This is a genomic window from Kitasatospora sp. NPDC036993, assembly GCF_055607525.1.
Genome location: NZ_JBVJRP010000011.1, coordinates 1 through 14,337 on the forward strand (window position 1 = coordinate 1; position 14,337 = coordinate 14,337).

General features: G+C 75.0%; 11 protein-coding genes. 7 read left to right on the top strand and 4 right to left on the bottom strand.

Features of this window, described 5'->3' with window-relative positions:
* A partial coding sequence (locus tag ACZ7C5_RS23575; RefSeq protein WP_470323411.1) for a putative Ig domain-containing protein occupies positions 1-1,256 on the bottom strand: 1,256 nt, incomplete at its 3' end.
* 252 nt (positions 1,257-1,508) lie between these two features.
* On the bottom strand, positions 1,509-2,474 hold the full coding sequence (locus ACZ7C5_RS23580; RefSeq protein ID WP_470323412.1) for a hypothetical protein: 966 nt from the start codon (positions 2,472-2,474) through the stop codon (positions 1,509-1,511).
* A gap of 152 nt (positions 2,475-2,626) precedes the next feature.
* On the opposite strand from ACZ7C5_RS23580, the gene ACZ7C5_RS23585 reads away from it, so the two are divergent.
* Complete coding sequence (locus tag ACZ7C5_RS23585) at positions 2,627-3,748, top strand: alpha/beta hydrolase (RefSeq protein WP_470323413.1); 1,122 nt, start codon at positions 2,627-2,629, stop codon at positions 3,746-3,748.
* A 73-nt stretch (positions 3,749-3,821) separates the two neighbouring features.
* A complete protein-coding gene (locus ACZ7C5_RS23590; protein ID WP_470323414.1) occupies positions 3,822-6,221 on the top strand; it encodes a glycosyltransferase family 39 protein in 2,400 nt (799 codons plus the stop codon).
* Positions 6,222-6,305: 84 nt separating this feature from the next.
* Here ACZ7C5_RS23590 and ACZ7C5_RS23595 read toward each other — a convergent pair whose 3' ends face one another.
* Positions 6,306-7,913: an alpha/beta hydrolase gene (locus ACZ7C5_RS23595; protein WP_470323415.1), complete on the bottom strand. Its 1,608-nt coding sequence runs from the start codon at positions 7,911-7,913 to the stop codon at positions 6,306-6,308.
* Positions 7,914-7,996: 83 nt separating this feature from the next.
* Positions 7,997-8,767, bottom strand: coding sequence for an HNH endonuclease family protein (locus tag ACZ7C5_RS23600; RefSeq protein ID WP_401079447.1), 771 nt, complete (start codon positions 8,765-8,767; stop codon positions 7,997-7,999).
* 370 nt (positions 8,768-9,137) lie between these two features.
* On the opposite strand from ACZ7C5_RS23600, the gene ACZ7C5_RS23605 reads away from it, so the two are divergent.
* From ACZ7C5_RS23605 to ACZ7C5_RS23625, 5 genes are all read left to right on the top strand, one after another.
* Positions 9,138-9,710 (top strand): nucleotidyltransferase family protein, encoded by a 573-nt coding sequence (locus tag ACZ7C5_RS23605; RefSeq protein ID WP_470323488.1) that lies wholly within the window; start codon positions 9,138-9,140, stop codon positions 9,708-9,710.
* Positions 9,711-9,883: 173 nt separating this feature from the next.
* Positions 9,884-10,738: a hypothetical protein gene (locus ACZ7C5_RS23610; protein ID WP_470323416.1), complete on the top strand. Its 855-nt coding sequence runs from the start codon at positions 9,884-9,886 to the stop codon at positions 10,736-10,738.
* A 207-nt stretch (positions 10,739-10,945) separates the two neighbouring features.
* Positions 10,946-11,812 carry a hypothetical protein gene (locus tag ACZ7C5_RS23615; protein ID WP_401079443.1) on the top strand — a complete coding sequence of 289 codons (867 nt, stop codon included), beginning with the start codon at positions 10,946-10,948 and terminating at the stop codon, positions 11,810-11,812.
* 160 nt (positions 11,813-11,972) lie between these two features.
* Positions 11,973-12,896: a (2Fe-2S)-binding protein gene (locus tag ACZ7C5_RS23620; RefSeq protein ID WP_401079441.1), complete on the top strand. Its 924-nt coding sequence runs from the start codon at positions 11,973-11,975 to the stop codon at positions 12,894-12,896.
* 214 nt (positions 12,897-13,110) lie between these two features.
* The gene (locus tag ACZ7C5_RS23625; RefSeq protein ID WP_470323417.1) at positions 13,111-14,250 is read left to right on the top strand and encodes a DUF2637 domain-containing protein; all 1,140 of its coding nucleotides are present in this window, start codon (positions 13,111-13,113) and stop codon (positions 14,248-14,250) included.
* Positions 14,251-14,337: the final 87 nt, after the last annotated feature.

A 14,337-nucleotide genomic window follows, 5' to 3' on the forward strand; every position in this document is an offset into this window, starting at 1 on the left:
GAGTCCGAGTGCGTGGAACCGTAGCCGTTCAGCCACGCCTTCCACGAACCACCGTGCGCCGCCTGCGAGGTGCTGTTGTCCACCACACCGCTGGAAGTCGTCCACGGCGAGGCCGTGCCCGACTCGAAGCCCGCGTTGCCCAGCAGCTGCGCCGGCGTGCAGCCGCCGCCACCGGTCGAGACGGCCCAGGCGAACGTGGTGGAGGCCGACTTGCCCGCGGCGTCCGTCACGGTGACGGTCACGTTGGAGCTGCCCGCGGCGGAGACGGTGCCGGCGATGACGCCGGTGGAGGCGTTGATCGACAGCCCGGCGGGCAGCCCGGTGGCCGTGTAGGACAGCGGGGCGGTGCCACCGGACGCGTTGATCTGGAGGTTGACCGCGCCGCCGACGGCGGTGGACTGGTTGCCCGGGTTGGTCACCGAGACGGTGCCGCTGCCGGCCGGCTTGGTCAGCAGGCAGCCGGACACGTTGAGGTCGATCGCCCGGCTGGAGTTCAGGCAGGTGGTGAACCAGTACGTCTCCTCACCGTAACTCTGGCCCTTGTAGGCCTTGGTGGTGCCGTCGGCGGCCACCTCGCACGGGTTGTTGAGGGTGCACATGGCGCCGTCGTCGTTGCCGGTGTTGTTGATGCCGACGATCCGCCCGCTGGCGGAGTCGACGATCGGCGAGCCGGAGGTGCCGTGCGTGGTGTTGCAGCCGGAGCTGTAGCGCAGCGAGTCGTGCCAGGTCCACTCGTCCTCGCGCAGGGTCGGCACGAAGCCGTTGACGGAGCAGTTCCAGACCTGCTTCCAGTACGACGAGGGTATGTACATCGCCGCGCCGTCGGCCGGGTGGGTGTCGCTGATGGTCAGCGCGGTGACGCCGTACTTGGAACTGATCGACCCGTAGGTGTCGGTGAGCTGGTAGAGCGCGACGTCGGTGCCGGTCATGGTGGCGTAGAGCAGCTTGTCGGCCTGGACGGTGCCCAGGCCGGTGCCCGCGCCGTTCAGCAGGGTGCCGCTGCGGCTGGCACTGGCGTTCTGGATGACCTGGCCGGCCGGGGGCATGGTCGGCAGGCAGTGCCCGTTGGTGAGCATCAGCGCCCGGTCCCCGGCCACCGAGGCGGGGTAACGGACCAGCGAGGCCGAGCAGTTGCTCAGGGCGATGGTGGCGTTCAGGTCCGCCGCCTGGACGGCCTGCGCGGGAGCGGCGGCGAAGGCCAGCCCGCCCGCGACGACGGCACTCGTACCGGCCACCGCGACAAGTCTCTTGAACATGGCTCTCCTTGTGGGGGATCGCGGGGTGTACGACTGGTCGTCGACGCCCGCGCCGCACGAAAGTGCCATGACCACTTCAAAGGGGTCAACCATTGTGACCGAACTCGCCACCACCGGTCGGCCGCCGTGCCGTCCGGCGGCAACCACCTGTCCCGGTATGCCCGTTACGGGCGGGCGCGGTGGCACTCCGCGGTGCCGGCCGTGCCCGCCCGCGGGACCGCCCGTGGAACCCGCCCACGGGGCCGCCGGACGCTACGGCTGCGGGAAGGTGTTCGGGTCCACGTCGTTGGTCTTGGCGTTCCCGTCGGCCACCGGCTGGAGGGTGATCTCCCAGGAGGTCGCCGTCCTGCCGGTCTCGAACGCGAAGGTGTCCTCGAACTTGGTGAAGTGGCAGTCCTTGGTGAAGCCCTTGGCCTCGGAGTCCCAGTCCGCGCCCCCGGAGACGAAGACCTCGTACGTCCCGTCCTCCACGCCCTCGACATCGGCCTTCTGCCCCTTGGCGACGAACACCGAGTGCACCGCCTTGCCGTTCAGCGCGAGCGACACCACCGCGTCCGCCTTGCCGCCGTTGTCGACCTTGAACACGCCCTCGCCGCGCAGCTTCCCCTTGCGGACCATGCTGCCGTTGTCCAGCGAGCGGTTCTGCTGCTGGGGCAGCTGCGGGGCGGCGAAGGTGGTCTGGTAGCCGGCCGTGGTCATCTTGGTGAGGGCCGCCGACACCGCCGACAGCCCCTGGGAGGCGCCCAGTTCGGCCTCGGCCGAGCTCAGCGCGCAGACCTCGTGGAACTTGATGCCGCTGCGGACCTTGCCCGCGTCGGCGGCGAGCGAGGTCAGCGCGGCCACCAGCTCGGTCTGCGCCGCCGAGGCCGCGGGCGGCTCGTCCGCCTTGCCCAGCGCCTTGGCGGCGCCCTGCGCGCTGGTCGCGATGCCGCCGAGCACGGTGTCCAGGTCGGTCAGGCTCTTGGCGCCCGCCACCTGGGCGAGCGCGGTGGTGACCGGGTCGACGTTCGCGCTGAGCACCGGGCCGTACGGCGCCCGGGTGGGCGTCGGCGTCGGGCTCGGCGTCGCGGACGTCCGCACCGAGACCGGCGTCCCCGGCACGGACGAGCCGCCCGCCGAACCACCGCCCCCGCCACCGGAACAGGCCGCCAGCACCAGCGCCGAACCGACGGCCAGACCGGCCTTCCCGACGAACCCGTCGGACCCCGTGAACCTCATGCCCCACCCCCGGAATGCGGACTGCGCGCCCACCGCGCACACACGCGGCGTCACATGGTCCCGAGCACGGACGGCACCGTCAACCCGATACCCGGCGGTCACCCCCCAGGGGCCCTCAGGAGCGCCCCCGAAGGTCAACTACGATCAGGCCCGTGCTCAGTCTCACCGGACTCCCCCTCCAGATCATCACCTCGGTCCTCGCGATCGCCGTCTTCGCCGCCACCATGTGGCTCTGGCCGCGGTTCGGCGGGAAGGGCTGGAAGTCCTGGCTGGGCCGGATCGGCGCCTTCCTGGCCACCCAGCTCTCGGTGCTCGCCGCGATGGGCCTGATCGCCAACAGCTACTTCGGCTTCTACAGCTCCTGGACCGACCTGCTCGGCACCAGCGGCGGGCTCGGCACCGTGGTCGACCACCAGCCCAACGCCTCCGGGGTGTCCGTCACCGGCGAGCAGAAGTTCTACTCCTCCCAGGGCTCCGACCCGGAGCGCTCCGGCCTGATCCAGAAGGTCGACGTCAAAGGAGCCGGCAGCGGCCTGACCACCGAGGCGTACGTCTACCTGCCGCCGCAGTACTTCCAGCCGGACTACGCCAGGCAGCGCTTCCCGATGGCCCTGGTGCTCACCGGCTACCCGGGCACCCCGGAGAAGCTGATCTCGCTGATGCAGTACCCGGCGTCCACGCTGGACGCGATCGAGCAGAAGAAGCTGCCGCCGACCGTCCTGGTGATGACCCGCCCCACCCTGGTCAACGACCGGGACACCGAGTGCGTGGACGTGCCGAACGGCCCCCAGGTGGAGACCTTCTTCACCAGCGACCTGCCCAAGGCCCTCGCCACCACTTACCGGATCGGCACCGACCCGGCCAACCGCGCGGTGATCGGCAACTCCACCGGCGGCTACTGCGCGCTCAAGTTCGCGCTGCGCAAGCCCGACTCCTACCGCGCGGCGGTCGCCCTCTCCGGCTACTACAACGCGGCGCAGGACGTGACCACCGGCGACCTGTTCGGCGGCAACGCCCGGCTGAAGCAGGAGAACGACCTGCTGTGGCGACTGAAGAACCAGCCGGCGGCCCCCGTCTCGCTGCTGCTGACCACCGCGCACGACGAGAACAACTACGACGAGACCAAGGCCATGGTCGCCGCCTTCAAGGCCCCCACCAGGATGTCCACCATCACCCTGGACACCGCCGGCCACAACTTCCACACCTGGACCAGGGAGATCCCCCCGGCGCTGGAATGGCTGGGCAAGCAGATCACCATGCCGCCGTCCGTGTGACACCCGGCAGATCACACCCGGCTCACAGCCCCGTCTCACGGTTCTCTCAGCCGCGCCACCCACCGTGTGGCGCATGACCACGAGCAGCTACTCCCCTCCGGCCGGCGAACCGTGGCCCGAGGCCGCGAACTACCCGCCGCCGGAGGTGCCACGACCGGAGCGGGGCCGGCCGGCCCCGGCGCCGCTCTTCCCCGAGCAGGCCCCGCCGCCCGCCGGACCCAAGGGACCGGCCTCCTGGTCCGGCCGGCTGCGCACCCTCCCGGCCCGCACCTGGCGCGGGCGCCCGGACGACCCCCGCTGGGTGCGCCCGGCCCTGCTGGCCCTGCTGGCCACGACCGCCGTCCTCTACCTGTGGGGCCTGAGCGCCTCCGGCTGGGCCAACTCCTTCTACTCCGCCGCCGTCCAGGCCGGCTCCCGGAGCTGGAAGGCCTTCTTCTTCGGCTCCTCGGACGCCGCGAACTTCATCACCGTCGACAAGCCCCCGGCCGCCCTGTGGCCGATGGCGCTCTCGGTACGGATCTTCGGCCTCTCCTCCTGGTCGGTGCTGGCCCCGCAGGCGCTGATGGGCGCGGCCACCGTCGGCGTGCTGTACGCGACGGTGCGCCGCCGCTTCTCCCCGCTCGGCGGCCTGCTGGCGGGCGCCGCGCTGGCGCTCACCCCGGTCGCGGCGCTGATGTTCCGCTTCAACAACCCGGACGCGCTGCTGGTGCTGCTGCTGACCCTGGCCGCGTACGGGCTGGTGCGGGCGGTCGAGGCGGCGGGCACCCGGTGGCTGGTGTTCACCGGGGTGATGTTCGGCCTCGCCTTCCTCACCAAGACCCTCCAGGCCTTCCTGGTGCTGCCCGCCTTCGCGGTGATCTACCTGGTCGCCGCGCCCACCGGCCTGTGGCGGCGGGTGCGGCAGCTGCTGCTCGCGGGCGCGGCGATGGTCGTGGCCGGCGGCTGGTGGGTGGCGGTCGTCGAGCTGCTGCCCGCCTCGGCCCGCCCGTACGTCGGCGGCTCGCAGGACAACAGCTTCCTGTCGCTCACCTTCGGCTACAACGGCCTCGGCCGGATCAACGGCGACGAGACCGGCAGCGTGGGCGGCGGCCGGATGCCGGCCGGGCTGGACGCCCCGGGCGGCGCGATGCCCGGCGGCGGCCGCGGCTGGGGCACGACCGGGCTGACCCGGATGTTCGGCACCGACATCGGCGGGCAGATCGCCTGGCTGCTGCCGGCCGCGCTGATCCTGCTGCTGGTCGGCCTCTGGGCGACCCGCCGCCACGCCCGCACCGACACCGCCCGCACGGCGTTCCTGGTCTGGGGCGGCTGGCTGCTCTCCACCGGGCTGATCTTCAGCTTCATGTCCGGGATCTTCCACCAGTACTACACGGTGGCGCTGGCCCCGGCCGTCGCGGCGCTGGTCGGCATGGGCGTGGACGGGCTGTGGCGGGCCCGCCATCGGCTGCCCTGGGCGCCGGTGCTGGCCGGGACGCTCGCGGTGACGGCGGTCTGGGCGTTCGTGCTGCTCGGCCGCAGTTCGGGCTTCGTGCCGTGGCTGCGCTGGGCCGTGCTGGCCGGCGGGCTCGCGGCGGCGGCCGTGCTGGCGGCCGGGCCGTTCCTCGGCCGGGCCTCCGGCCGGACCGGCGCGCGGATCGCCTCGGTGGCGGGCCTGGTGGGCCTGGCGGCGGCACTCGGCGGTCCCGCGGCGTACGCGGTGGACACCGTGAACACCCCGCACACCGGCTCGATCGTGACCGCCGGGCCCGGCGTGCAGGGGGCGTTCGGGCCGGGCGGCGCGGGGCACAAGGGCGGCCAGGGCCTGCCGGGCGCCGGGCGCAACAACGGCAACGGGCACTGGGCCGGCGGCCAGGGCGGCAAGAGCGCCCAGAGCGGCAGGCAGGGCTTCCCCGGCGCGCAGGGCTTCCAGGGTGGCCAGGGCTTCCCCGGCGGCCAGGACGGTGGCCAGGCCTTCCCCGGCGACGGCACGGGCGACGGCACGGGCAACGACTCCGGCGGGCAGGCCCCCCAGGGCACGGACGGCGGCCCGCCCCCCGGCGGCATGGGCGGCCTGCTCGACGGCCCCCGGGTGACCGACGAGGTCGCCTCCCTGCTGAAGGAGAACGCCGGCCACTACACCTGGGCGGCCGCCGCGATCGGCGCGCAGACCGCCGCCGGCTACCAACTCGCCACCGGTGAACCGGTGATGGCCCTCGGCGGCTTCAACGGGACCGACCCCTCGCTGACCCTGGACGGCTTCCGGAAGTACGTCGAGGAGGGCAAGGTGCACTGGTTCATCGGCGGCGGCAACCGCGGCTTCGGCGGCGCCCCGAACGGTGGCTCGAACAGTGGCTCGAGCAGCGGGGAGAGCCGCGGCGGCGACGGCAGGCAGGGCAGCGAGTCCGCGCAGATCGAGTCCTGGGTGGCCGCCCACTTCACCGCGAAGACGATCGGCTCCACCAGCTTCTACGATCTGACGGCCCCCACCTCCTGACCGCGACCCCGAAGGGGGCGTGCCGCGTTCGCGCGGCACGCCCCCTCGTCCGTACCCGGCCCCCTCGTCCGTACCCCGCCCCGCTCAGTCGGACGGGCAGCGCGCCCCGGCCGCCGGGAGCCGCCCGTCCACCAGGTAGGCGGCCACCGCGTCCCGGACGCAGCCGCTCTTGTCGTACGCGGTGTGCCCGTCGCCCTCCCGGGTGAGCAGCACCCCGTGCTCCAGCCCGCCGGCCAGCCGCTGCGCCCAGGCGTACGGGGTGACCGGGTCGCCGGTGGAGCCGATCACCAGGAGCGGCGCGCTGCCCGGCGCCCGGATCGGCTGCGGCTGCTCCGGCGAGCGGTACGGCCAGCGGCGGCAGTCCGGGTCGAGCAGGGTGCCCACCGGGTCGTGTCCGCTGACCAGCGGGGCGCGGGCGGCGAGTTCGGCGAGGGCCGTCCGCAGTTCCGGCTCGGTGGGCGGCGGCGGGCCGTCCGCGCAGGAGACGGCGGCGTAGGCGTCGGCGGGGGTCCGGTAGCTGCCGTCCTCGCCGCGGCCGTCGGCACCGTCGGCGAGGGCCAGCAGGTCCTCGGCCTCGCCGCGGGCGACGGCCGGTTCGAGGGCCTCGCGCAGCCGGGGCCAGGAGCGGTGGCCGTTGGCGAGCACGTCCAGGACGGCGTCCCAGCCGAGCGCGGCGGTGAGGGCGCGGCCGTCGGCGGCGCGCAGCGGGTGGTCGCGCAGGCCGTCGAGGAAGCGGGCGAGGCGCTGCGGGGCGGCGGCCGGGTCGGTGCCGAGCGGGCAGGTGCCCTCGCCGTCGGTGGCGCAGTCGGCGGCGAAGTCCCGGAGTCCCGCTTCGGCGGCGGCGGCCTGTTCGACGCCGAGCCCGGCCACGGCGGCGCCGTGGTCGACGGCGCCGTCGAGGACGAGCCGGCCGGTGCGCTCGGGGAACTCCTCGGCGTAGCGCGCGCCGAGGTGGGTGCCGTAGGAGAAGCCGAGGAAGTCCAGCCTGCGCTCGCCGAGGGCGCCGCGCAGCACGTCGAGGTCGCGGGCGGTGTCGCGGGTGCCGAGGTGCGGGAGCAGGTCGGCGTGCCGGGCCCGGCAGGCCTCGGCGAGGGTGCTGCCGCGGTCGTAGCCGGGGTCGTCGGTGGCGTCCCACTCGTCGCGGGTGCGGTCGTCCAGGCAGTGGACGGGGGTGGTGTCCCCGGCGCCGCGCGGGTCGAAGCCGACCAGGTCGAACCGCTCGTGCAGCGGCCCCTGGTAGCTCTGCCAGCCCCACCTGACCATGCCGACACCGGAGTTGCCGGGGCCGCCCGGGTTGAGCAGCAGGGCGCCCATCCGCAGCTGCGGGTCGGCGGCGGGCACCCGGGCGAGGGCGACGTCGACGGTGCGGCCGCCCGGGTCGGCGTAGTCCAGCGGGACCTTGAGGCCGGCACACTGCACCACGGTCTGGTCCGGGTCGGCGCCGCCCTCGTCGGGGCAGGGCCGCCAGTCGATCCGCTGGTCGTAGAGCGCGCGCAGGGCCGGGGCCGCGGTGGCGGCGACCCGCTCGTCCAGCGGCGGCCGGGCGGCCGGGCCGCCGCCCGTGCAGCCGCTCGGCAGGGCGAGGGCGAGGGCGGCGGCGAGGGCGGGCAGGACGCGTCCCGTCGGCCTCCTCGACCGGCGGGGGCGAGGCGGCCTGGCCGGCCGGGGAGAGCGGGAAGGGCGGGAGATCATCGGGGCCACCACCCACGAATACCACCCGCCCTCCGCACGGAGCACACCGCATCCACTCCTCGCGGAGCGGAGTTGACGATTCGTCAGCCGCCGCACTGCTGGAGCATGGCCTTCTTGTCGGCCTCGGTGACGGGCAGCTGGTACTTCAGCGAGACCTGGGCGAAGCGCACCGCGTAGGAGCAGCGGATCTCGGTGTTGGCGGGCAGCCAGGTGGCCGGGCCCGAGTCGCCCTTGGAGGCGTTCTGCGAGCCGTCGGCGGGGATCAGGTTGAGCGGGTCGTTGGCGATCTGGACGCGCTTGGCCTTCTCCCACTTGCTGGCGCCCATCTGCCAGTCGTAGGAGAGCGGCATCACGTGGTCGATCTGGATCTTGCTCGCCTGCTGCTTGGTCCACTGGACGGACTTGCCGGTGTACGGGTCCCAGATGGTCATCGCGGTGACGGTGCAGTCCGAGCCGTCCTTGTGCTCGACGGCCGTGCCGTCCCTGGCGAGCAGGTCGTTGCGGGTGTCGCACTTGTTGCCGCCGAACGGGACGCCGTCGACGTTGTCCGTCCAGGCGGGGCCGAACTCGTTGCGGTCGTAGCCGTCCTTGGTGCCGACGGCGGCGGTGGCGACCTTCGCGATGACGTCCCGGCCGGCCTTCTGCTCCTCGGGGGTGGCCAGCGGGGCCAGGCCCGGCTTGGTGCCGTCCGGGTTCTGGAGCGGGCTGGTGCCCCCGGCCGGGGCGGCGGTGCCGCCGCCGGGCTTGGGGTCGGTCGACTTGTGGTCGCGGCCGCCGAGCAGCCAGCCGACCAGCGCGAGCGCGCATATCAGGAACACGGTTGCGGCGGACAGTGTGGTGCGGCGGGCGGCCACGGGGAACTCCTGGAGTCAGGGGCGGGTTGACGGCGAACCAGCAGATCAGCCGCCCCGAGAGCAGGTCAAGCCGACGCCACGTGATGTCCCGGAGCATGTCGAAGCTCACACCCGCTCACACCGGCTCAGGCACCGCTCCGCGCCCCGCTCCCGGCCGCTCCCGGCCGCTCCTGCCGGGCGGCCGGGACCCGCGGCTCGACGTCGGACGGTGCGCGGCCCGGCCCCGACCGGGCAGGCTGGCCCCATGGAGACCGCACCGATCCCCGCCGAACCGGACCAGCCAGGCCCGGCCGCCGCCCGAGCCGCCTCCCCTGCCTCCGGACAGGCCTCCGGACAGGCCTCCGGACCGGCCGCCGGACCGCCCGCCGCCCTGGTCCTCGCCGCCGGGGGCGGGCGGCGCCTCGGCGGGCGGCCCAAGGCACTGATCCGGTACGGGGGGCGCCCGCTGGTGGAGCACGCGGCGGCGGTGGCCCGGGCCGGCGGCTGCGCGGACGTCACGGTGGTGCTGGGCGCGCAGGCCGGGCGGGTGCGGGCCACCGCCCACCTGCCGGGCTGCCGGCTGGTCGGCAATCCGGACTGGGCCCAGGGCATGGGCTCCTCGCTGCGGGCCGGCCTGGTCGCGCTGGCGCCGCGCACCCCGGCGGTGCTGGTGATGCTGGTCGACACCCCCGGCGTCACCCCGGCCGCGGTGGCCCGGCTGCTGGCCGCCCACCGGGCGGGCGCCGAACTGGCCGCGGCGGCCTACGGCGGGCGGCGCGGACACCCGGTGCTGATCGGCGCCCGGCACTTCGCCGAGGCGGCGGCGGGCGCCCGGGGCGACGCCGGGGCCCGCGCCCTGCTGGCGGCGCACGCGGCGGAGCTCGTCCTGGTCGAGTGCGCCGACGTCGCCGCCCCGGACGACCTCGACACCCCCGCCGACCTGGCCCGCTGGTCCGCCGGGTGAACACCCCGGCCGGGCCCGCCGATCATCCCCCTCGGGAAGGATTCCGCCCCTACCCGGGTGGTCAGGAGCCCCTGATCCGTCCCTGAGGATTGCCTCATTCCGCGCCCCGCGCCGGACATTTCGGGGAGCATGGGAATCGCCCCACCCACCGACACCGACGGACGGAGCCCGCGATGGCCGGACTGCCCGACGACTTCACCGGACACGACCCCACGCGGCCGGGGCCGGGCGGTGGCGCCCGGGCGATCCGCTGTCCGGCCTGCCGCCGGGAGCACCTCTACGAGCCGCCTTCCCTGCCCTGTCCCTGCGGCGCCTCGCTCAAGGTGCCGCTGTTGCGGGGCGGGGTGCCGGTGCAGGTGCGCTTCCGGTCCTGGGAGGACTCCTGGCTGAGCATGCGCTGTCCGCACTGCGGCCGCTCCGACCAGTGGCCGCAGCCCGAGTTCACCTGCAACTGCGGCGCCACCGTCCGGCTGCCGGTGGACCGCACCACCCGCCTGGGCACCGGCACCGCCGCCCCGCTCGCCGCCCCCGGCCCGCAGCCCGCCCGCCCGTACCCGGCCCACCCCCTGAACACCTCGGCCCCGGCCCCGGTCCCGCCCGCGCCTCCGTCCGCCGGCCGGCCCCGCCCGTTCCGCCACCGCGCGCCGTTCCGCCCGCACCCGGTGCGCACCTCGCAGGACGCGGTGTTCACCGCCGCCCGCTACCTGGAGTGGCTCGGCTTCGACGACCTGGAGCTGACCGAGGCCCAGGAGCGCGACGGGGTCACCCTGCTGGGCGGCCGGATGGTCGCCCAGGTGGACACCTGGACCGAGCCCGCCGACGTGAAGTCGGTCGAGTGCCTCTGGCTCCAGACCCTGCACGCCGAGGAGATGGCCGCCGCGATGTTCACCCTCGCGGGTTATTCGCACCAGGCCACCGTGCGCGGCGAACAGCTGCTGGTCGCCCTGTTCAGCCTGGACCTGGCGGGTGTGCCGCAGCCCGCGAACGGCGCCGCCGAGGCCCTGATGGAGACCGGCTGGACCTCCTGACCGAGCGGGCCGCTCCCCCCGCGGCCCCTGGGTCCTCCTCTCGCGCCCCTCTAGATCATTTCTCCCGCGAAAGCAACAACCTTCGCTCGTGATCTGGTGCACAAGCTCCCCCCCGTGTTGAATTGCCGCCACAGCGCGGGCCTTTCGCCCTGCCGTCGTCCTGCGTACGGGTCGTGACGGCAGGGCCTCAGGGGCAGGTCCGCGTCCATGCCGGATGGCGCACACAAGGAGGTGGCGTTGTCGGAGCACGGATGGGACCCGGGCACACCGGACGGGCGGGCGGCAGCGGAGGAGCCGGGGGACACCGTGTGGCGGCTGAGGTCCAGGGCGTGCTGGCAGGAGGCCGCCGAACTGCTGCGACCGACCGCCGAGCACGATCCGGACGCGGCCCTCGGACGGGCCGAACTCCTCATCGAACAGTGCCTTTTCACCGCCGCGAACTGGACCCAGGCGGAGGGGGCGCTGCGCCTGGCGGAGGCGCTGGCCTCCGGCACCGAGCAGCGCGCGGCCGCCGCCTGCGCCCGCGGCTTCCTCGCGTACGTGGCGAGCGTGCTCGGCCCGCGGGACCGGCTGGACGAGGCACAGGCCGCGCTGGGCCGCACCTCGGCCCTGCTGCCGCCGGACGCCCCGGGCCGCCCACTGCTGGACTTCCGGCGCGGGCTGGTCGCCGAGAACCTGCTGCGCGACCGCGGCGCCGCCTGGATCGCCTACCGCCGGGCGCACGAGGGCGCCGGAGAGCGCGGGGACGAACTGCTGCGCTCGTACACCTGGCGGCACCTGGCCGCGCTGGCGCTCGCCCGAGGGGACCGGGGGAACGCCAGGGAGGGCTTCGACGCCTCACTGCGGCTGCGCGAGCAACTCGGCTTCACGGTGGGGGTGGCGCCGGCCCTCGCGGCGCTCGCCGAGGTGTCCGAGCCGCCCGAGGCCGCACGGCTTCGGGCCGAGGCGTCCCGACTGGTGGCCGCCCTGGGCGGGGTGCCGGTCTGGCTCGCGCGCCAGCTGAGCGCCACCCGCGCGCCGGGGCCTCCCCCGGACGGGCGCATCGCGAGCGAGACCGGGGGTGCGATCAGCTAAGGTGAGGCTAACCTGGCCGGGGGGAGCAGTACCCCGGCCGGGTCGCCTTGCCGTTACCCGGGCACCGCCATGCCCCGGTCCGGCCGCGCCCGGCGCGCCACCACCGCCGCGCACCGCCGGGCGGACCATGGGCGCCCCGGTCGACCCGATGGGGCCGCCCATGACCGCGAGCAGCACCCGGCCCGGCCCCGCGCCGCGCTCCCCCCGCACCACCGGGGCGCGCACCCCCGTCCCCGCGCCGGTCTCCACCGCCCCGGGCGCCCCCTCGTACCGCCGACTCGCCGGGCTCACCCCCGTCCTGACGGTGCGCTGCGCCCCACCCGGACGCGGCGGCGGCCGGCTGACCGCCGCCGACCTCGCCACCCGCCCGGGGGCGGTGCGCGAGCTGATCGCCCACGACGCCCGGCAGGGCCTCGCCCGCTACGGGCAGCCGCTGCGCCCGGACGTCGCGGCCGGCTTCGGGCTGCACCGCTTCGTCTGGCCGGTCTCGCTGCTGTTCACCCTGCCGTGGTTCCTGGAGCGCCGCGTCCCGCTGCTCGCCCTCGGGGACGTCGCGCTGCGCCGGCGCCCGGAGGCGGTCGAACTGACCGTCCGCCCGACGGAGTTCGCCTGTCTGCCGGACGACCCGGCGGCCGGCTCCGCGGCGGCCGGGCCGGTACCGGACGAGGAGGCGCTGGCCGCCGCCCTGCGCTCGGCGCTGGGCGGGTTCCTGGCCCCGGTGCTCACCGCCTTCGGCCCGGAGGCACGGCGCGGACCCCGGGTGCTGTGGGCGATGGCCACCGACGCCGTGGTGGAGGGGCTCTGGTACGCGGGCGGGCTGCTCGGGGAGCAGGAGCGGGCACGCACCGAACTGTCCGCGCTGCTGGCGCCCGGCGATCCGCTCGCCCCGGCCCCCGCGCCCGCGCCGGGCGCCCGCCCCGCTCCGGCCCCCGCCCCCTTCACGCCGGGCGCCGGCTTCGCGCCCCCGGCGCCCGGGGACGGCCGCGCGCCGAGCCCGGACCGCTCCCGGGCCAGCTGCTGCCTCGTCTACACCGCGGACCCGGAGGACATGTGCGGAGGCTGCCCGCGCGTCACGCGACGTTGACGAAAGTCCGTACGAATTCAGGTCCGAAAAGCCCGTGATTCCGGGAAGAACCCGCCGCTCATTCCTATGACCATGCGATTTCAGTCGGGTCGGAAATCCCTCTCCTCAGCGCATTGGCGACGAATCCGCCATTCGCCCGCCCGAAATCCGCCATGATGGTCCCCGCCGTCACGACGCAGGAAATCGACGCAGGAGAGCGAGGCCGGTTCCGGCGATGAAATTGTCCGACATACCGCTCGGATGGGCGATCACCGCGGTCGTGGGGCTGCTGGTCAGCGCGCTTCTGCCGACCCTGCTCCGCAGCCGGGGGTCCGCCTCCTCCACCGCAGGACCGGATTCCTGGGAACGTTCCGAGGAACGGCGCCGCCGCAAGGAATCCCTGTACGGCGGCGCCTCCTACACCCTGTTGTTCTGCTGCGCCGGCGTCGCCGCCGCGCTCTCCTTCCACGGCCTGGTCGGCTTCGGCGTGCAGAACCTCGGCCTCTCCGGCGGCTGGGAGTACCTCGTCCCGTTCGGGCTCGACGGCGCCGCGATGTTCTGCTCGGTGCTCGCCGTCCGCGAGGCCAGCCACGGCGACGCGGCGCTCGGCTCCCGGCTGCTGGTCTGGCTCTTCGCCGGCGCCTCGGCCTGGTTCAACTGGGTGCACGCCCCGCGCGGCCTGGCCCACGCCGGCGCCCCGCAGTTCTTCTCCGGCATGTCCCTCTCGGCGGCCATCCTGTTCGACCGGGCGCTCAAGCAGACCCGCCGGGCCGCGCTGCGCGAACAGGGGCTGGTGCCGCGTCCGCTGCCGCAGATCCGCATCGTCCGCTGGCTGCGCGCCCCGCGCGAGACCTACGCGGCCTGGTCGCTGATGCTGCTGGAGAACGTCCGCAGCCTGGACGAGGCGGTGGACGAGGTCCGCGAGGACAAGCGGGAGCGCATCGACGAGAAGCAGCGCCGCAAGCTGGCCGGGCGCCGTGAACGGGCCGAGATCCGGGCGATCAACCGCTCCCACAGCGCCTGGCGGCGCGGCGGCGGATCGGCGCGGCAGCTCGGGTCAGGCTCGGAGTCCGCGATAGCCGCCGGGGCCGAGCGGACCGGCGTCGAGCGGACCGGGAAGGAACGGGGCCCGGCGGAGCGGGCCGCCGCCGAACGGGTGGTCGCCGAACGGGTCCCCGGCGAGCGTTCCGGGGCCGGAGGCCCCGCCGCGCCGCGCGGGGTGGCACCGGCCGAGGGCGCGGCCGTCCAGACCGGCCTGCCGGCCCGTCCGGAGCGGCGCACCATCGACCTCACCATGGAGGAGGACACCGTCACGCTGCCCCGGCTGGACTCGCTGGAACGCAAGCTGAAGGACCTTGAGCAGCAGTTCGGCTGATCCCCTCCCCCGGCCTGCGCCCCGCCGCCCCGACACCCCGCAGCGGCCGGCCGGGCACTCGGGACGGGGCTCGGGCTGCCGGGCCCT

What these genes read in the sequence shown, in the direction of transcription:
- ACZ7C5_RS23580 (WP_470323412.1), bottom strand. Translation starts at nt 2,474, where the DNA reads ATGAGGTTCACGGGGTCCGACGGGTTCGTCGGGAAGGCCGGTCTGGCC.
- ACZ7C5_RS23590 (WP_470323414.1), top strand. Translation starts at nt 3,822, where the DNA reads ATGACCACGAGCAGCTACTCCCCTCCGGCCGGCGAACCGTGGCCCGAG.
- ACZ7C5_RS23595 (WP_470323415.1), bottom strand. Translation starts at nt 7,913, where the DNA reads ATGATCTCCCGCCCTTCCCGCTCTCCCCGGCCGGCCAGGCCGCCTCGC.
- ACZ7C5_RS23610 (WP_470323416.1), top strand. Translation starts at nt 9,884, where the DNA reads ATGGCCGGACTGCCCGACGACTTCACCGGACACGACCCCACGCGGCCG.
- ACZ7C5_RS23615 (WP_401079443.1), top strand. Translation starts at nt 10,946, where the DNA reads ATGCCGGATGGCGCACACAAGGAGGTGGCGTTGTCGGAGCACGGATGG.
- ACZ7C5_RS23620 (WP_401079441.1), top strand. Translation starts at nt 11,973, where the DNA reads ATGACCGCGAGCAGCACCCGGCCCGGCCCCGCGCCGCGCTCCCCCCGC.
- ACZ7C5_RS23625 (WP_470323417.1), top strand. Translation starts at nt 13,111, where the DNA reads ATGAAATTGTCCGACATACCGCTCGGATGGGCGATCACCGCGGTCGTG.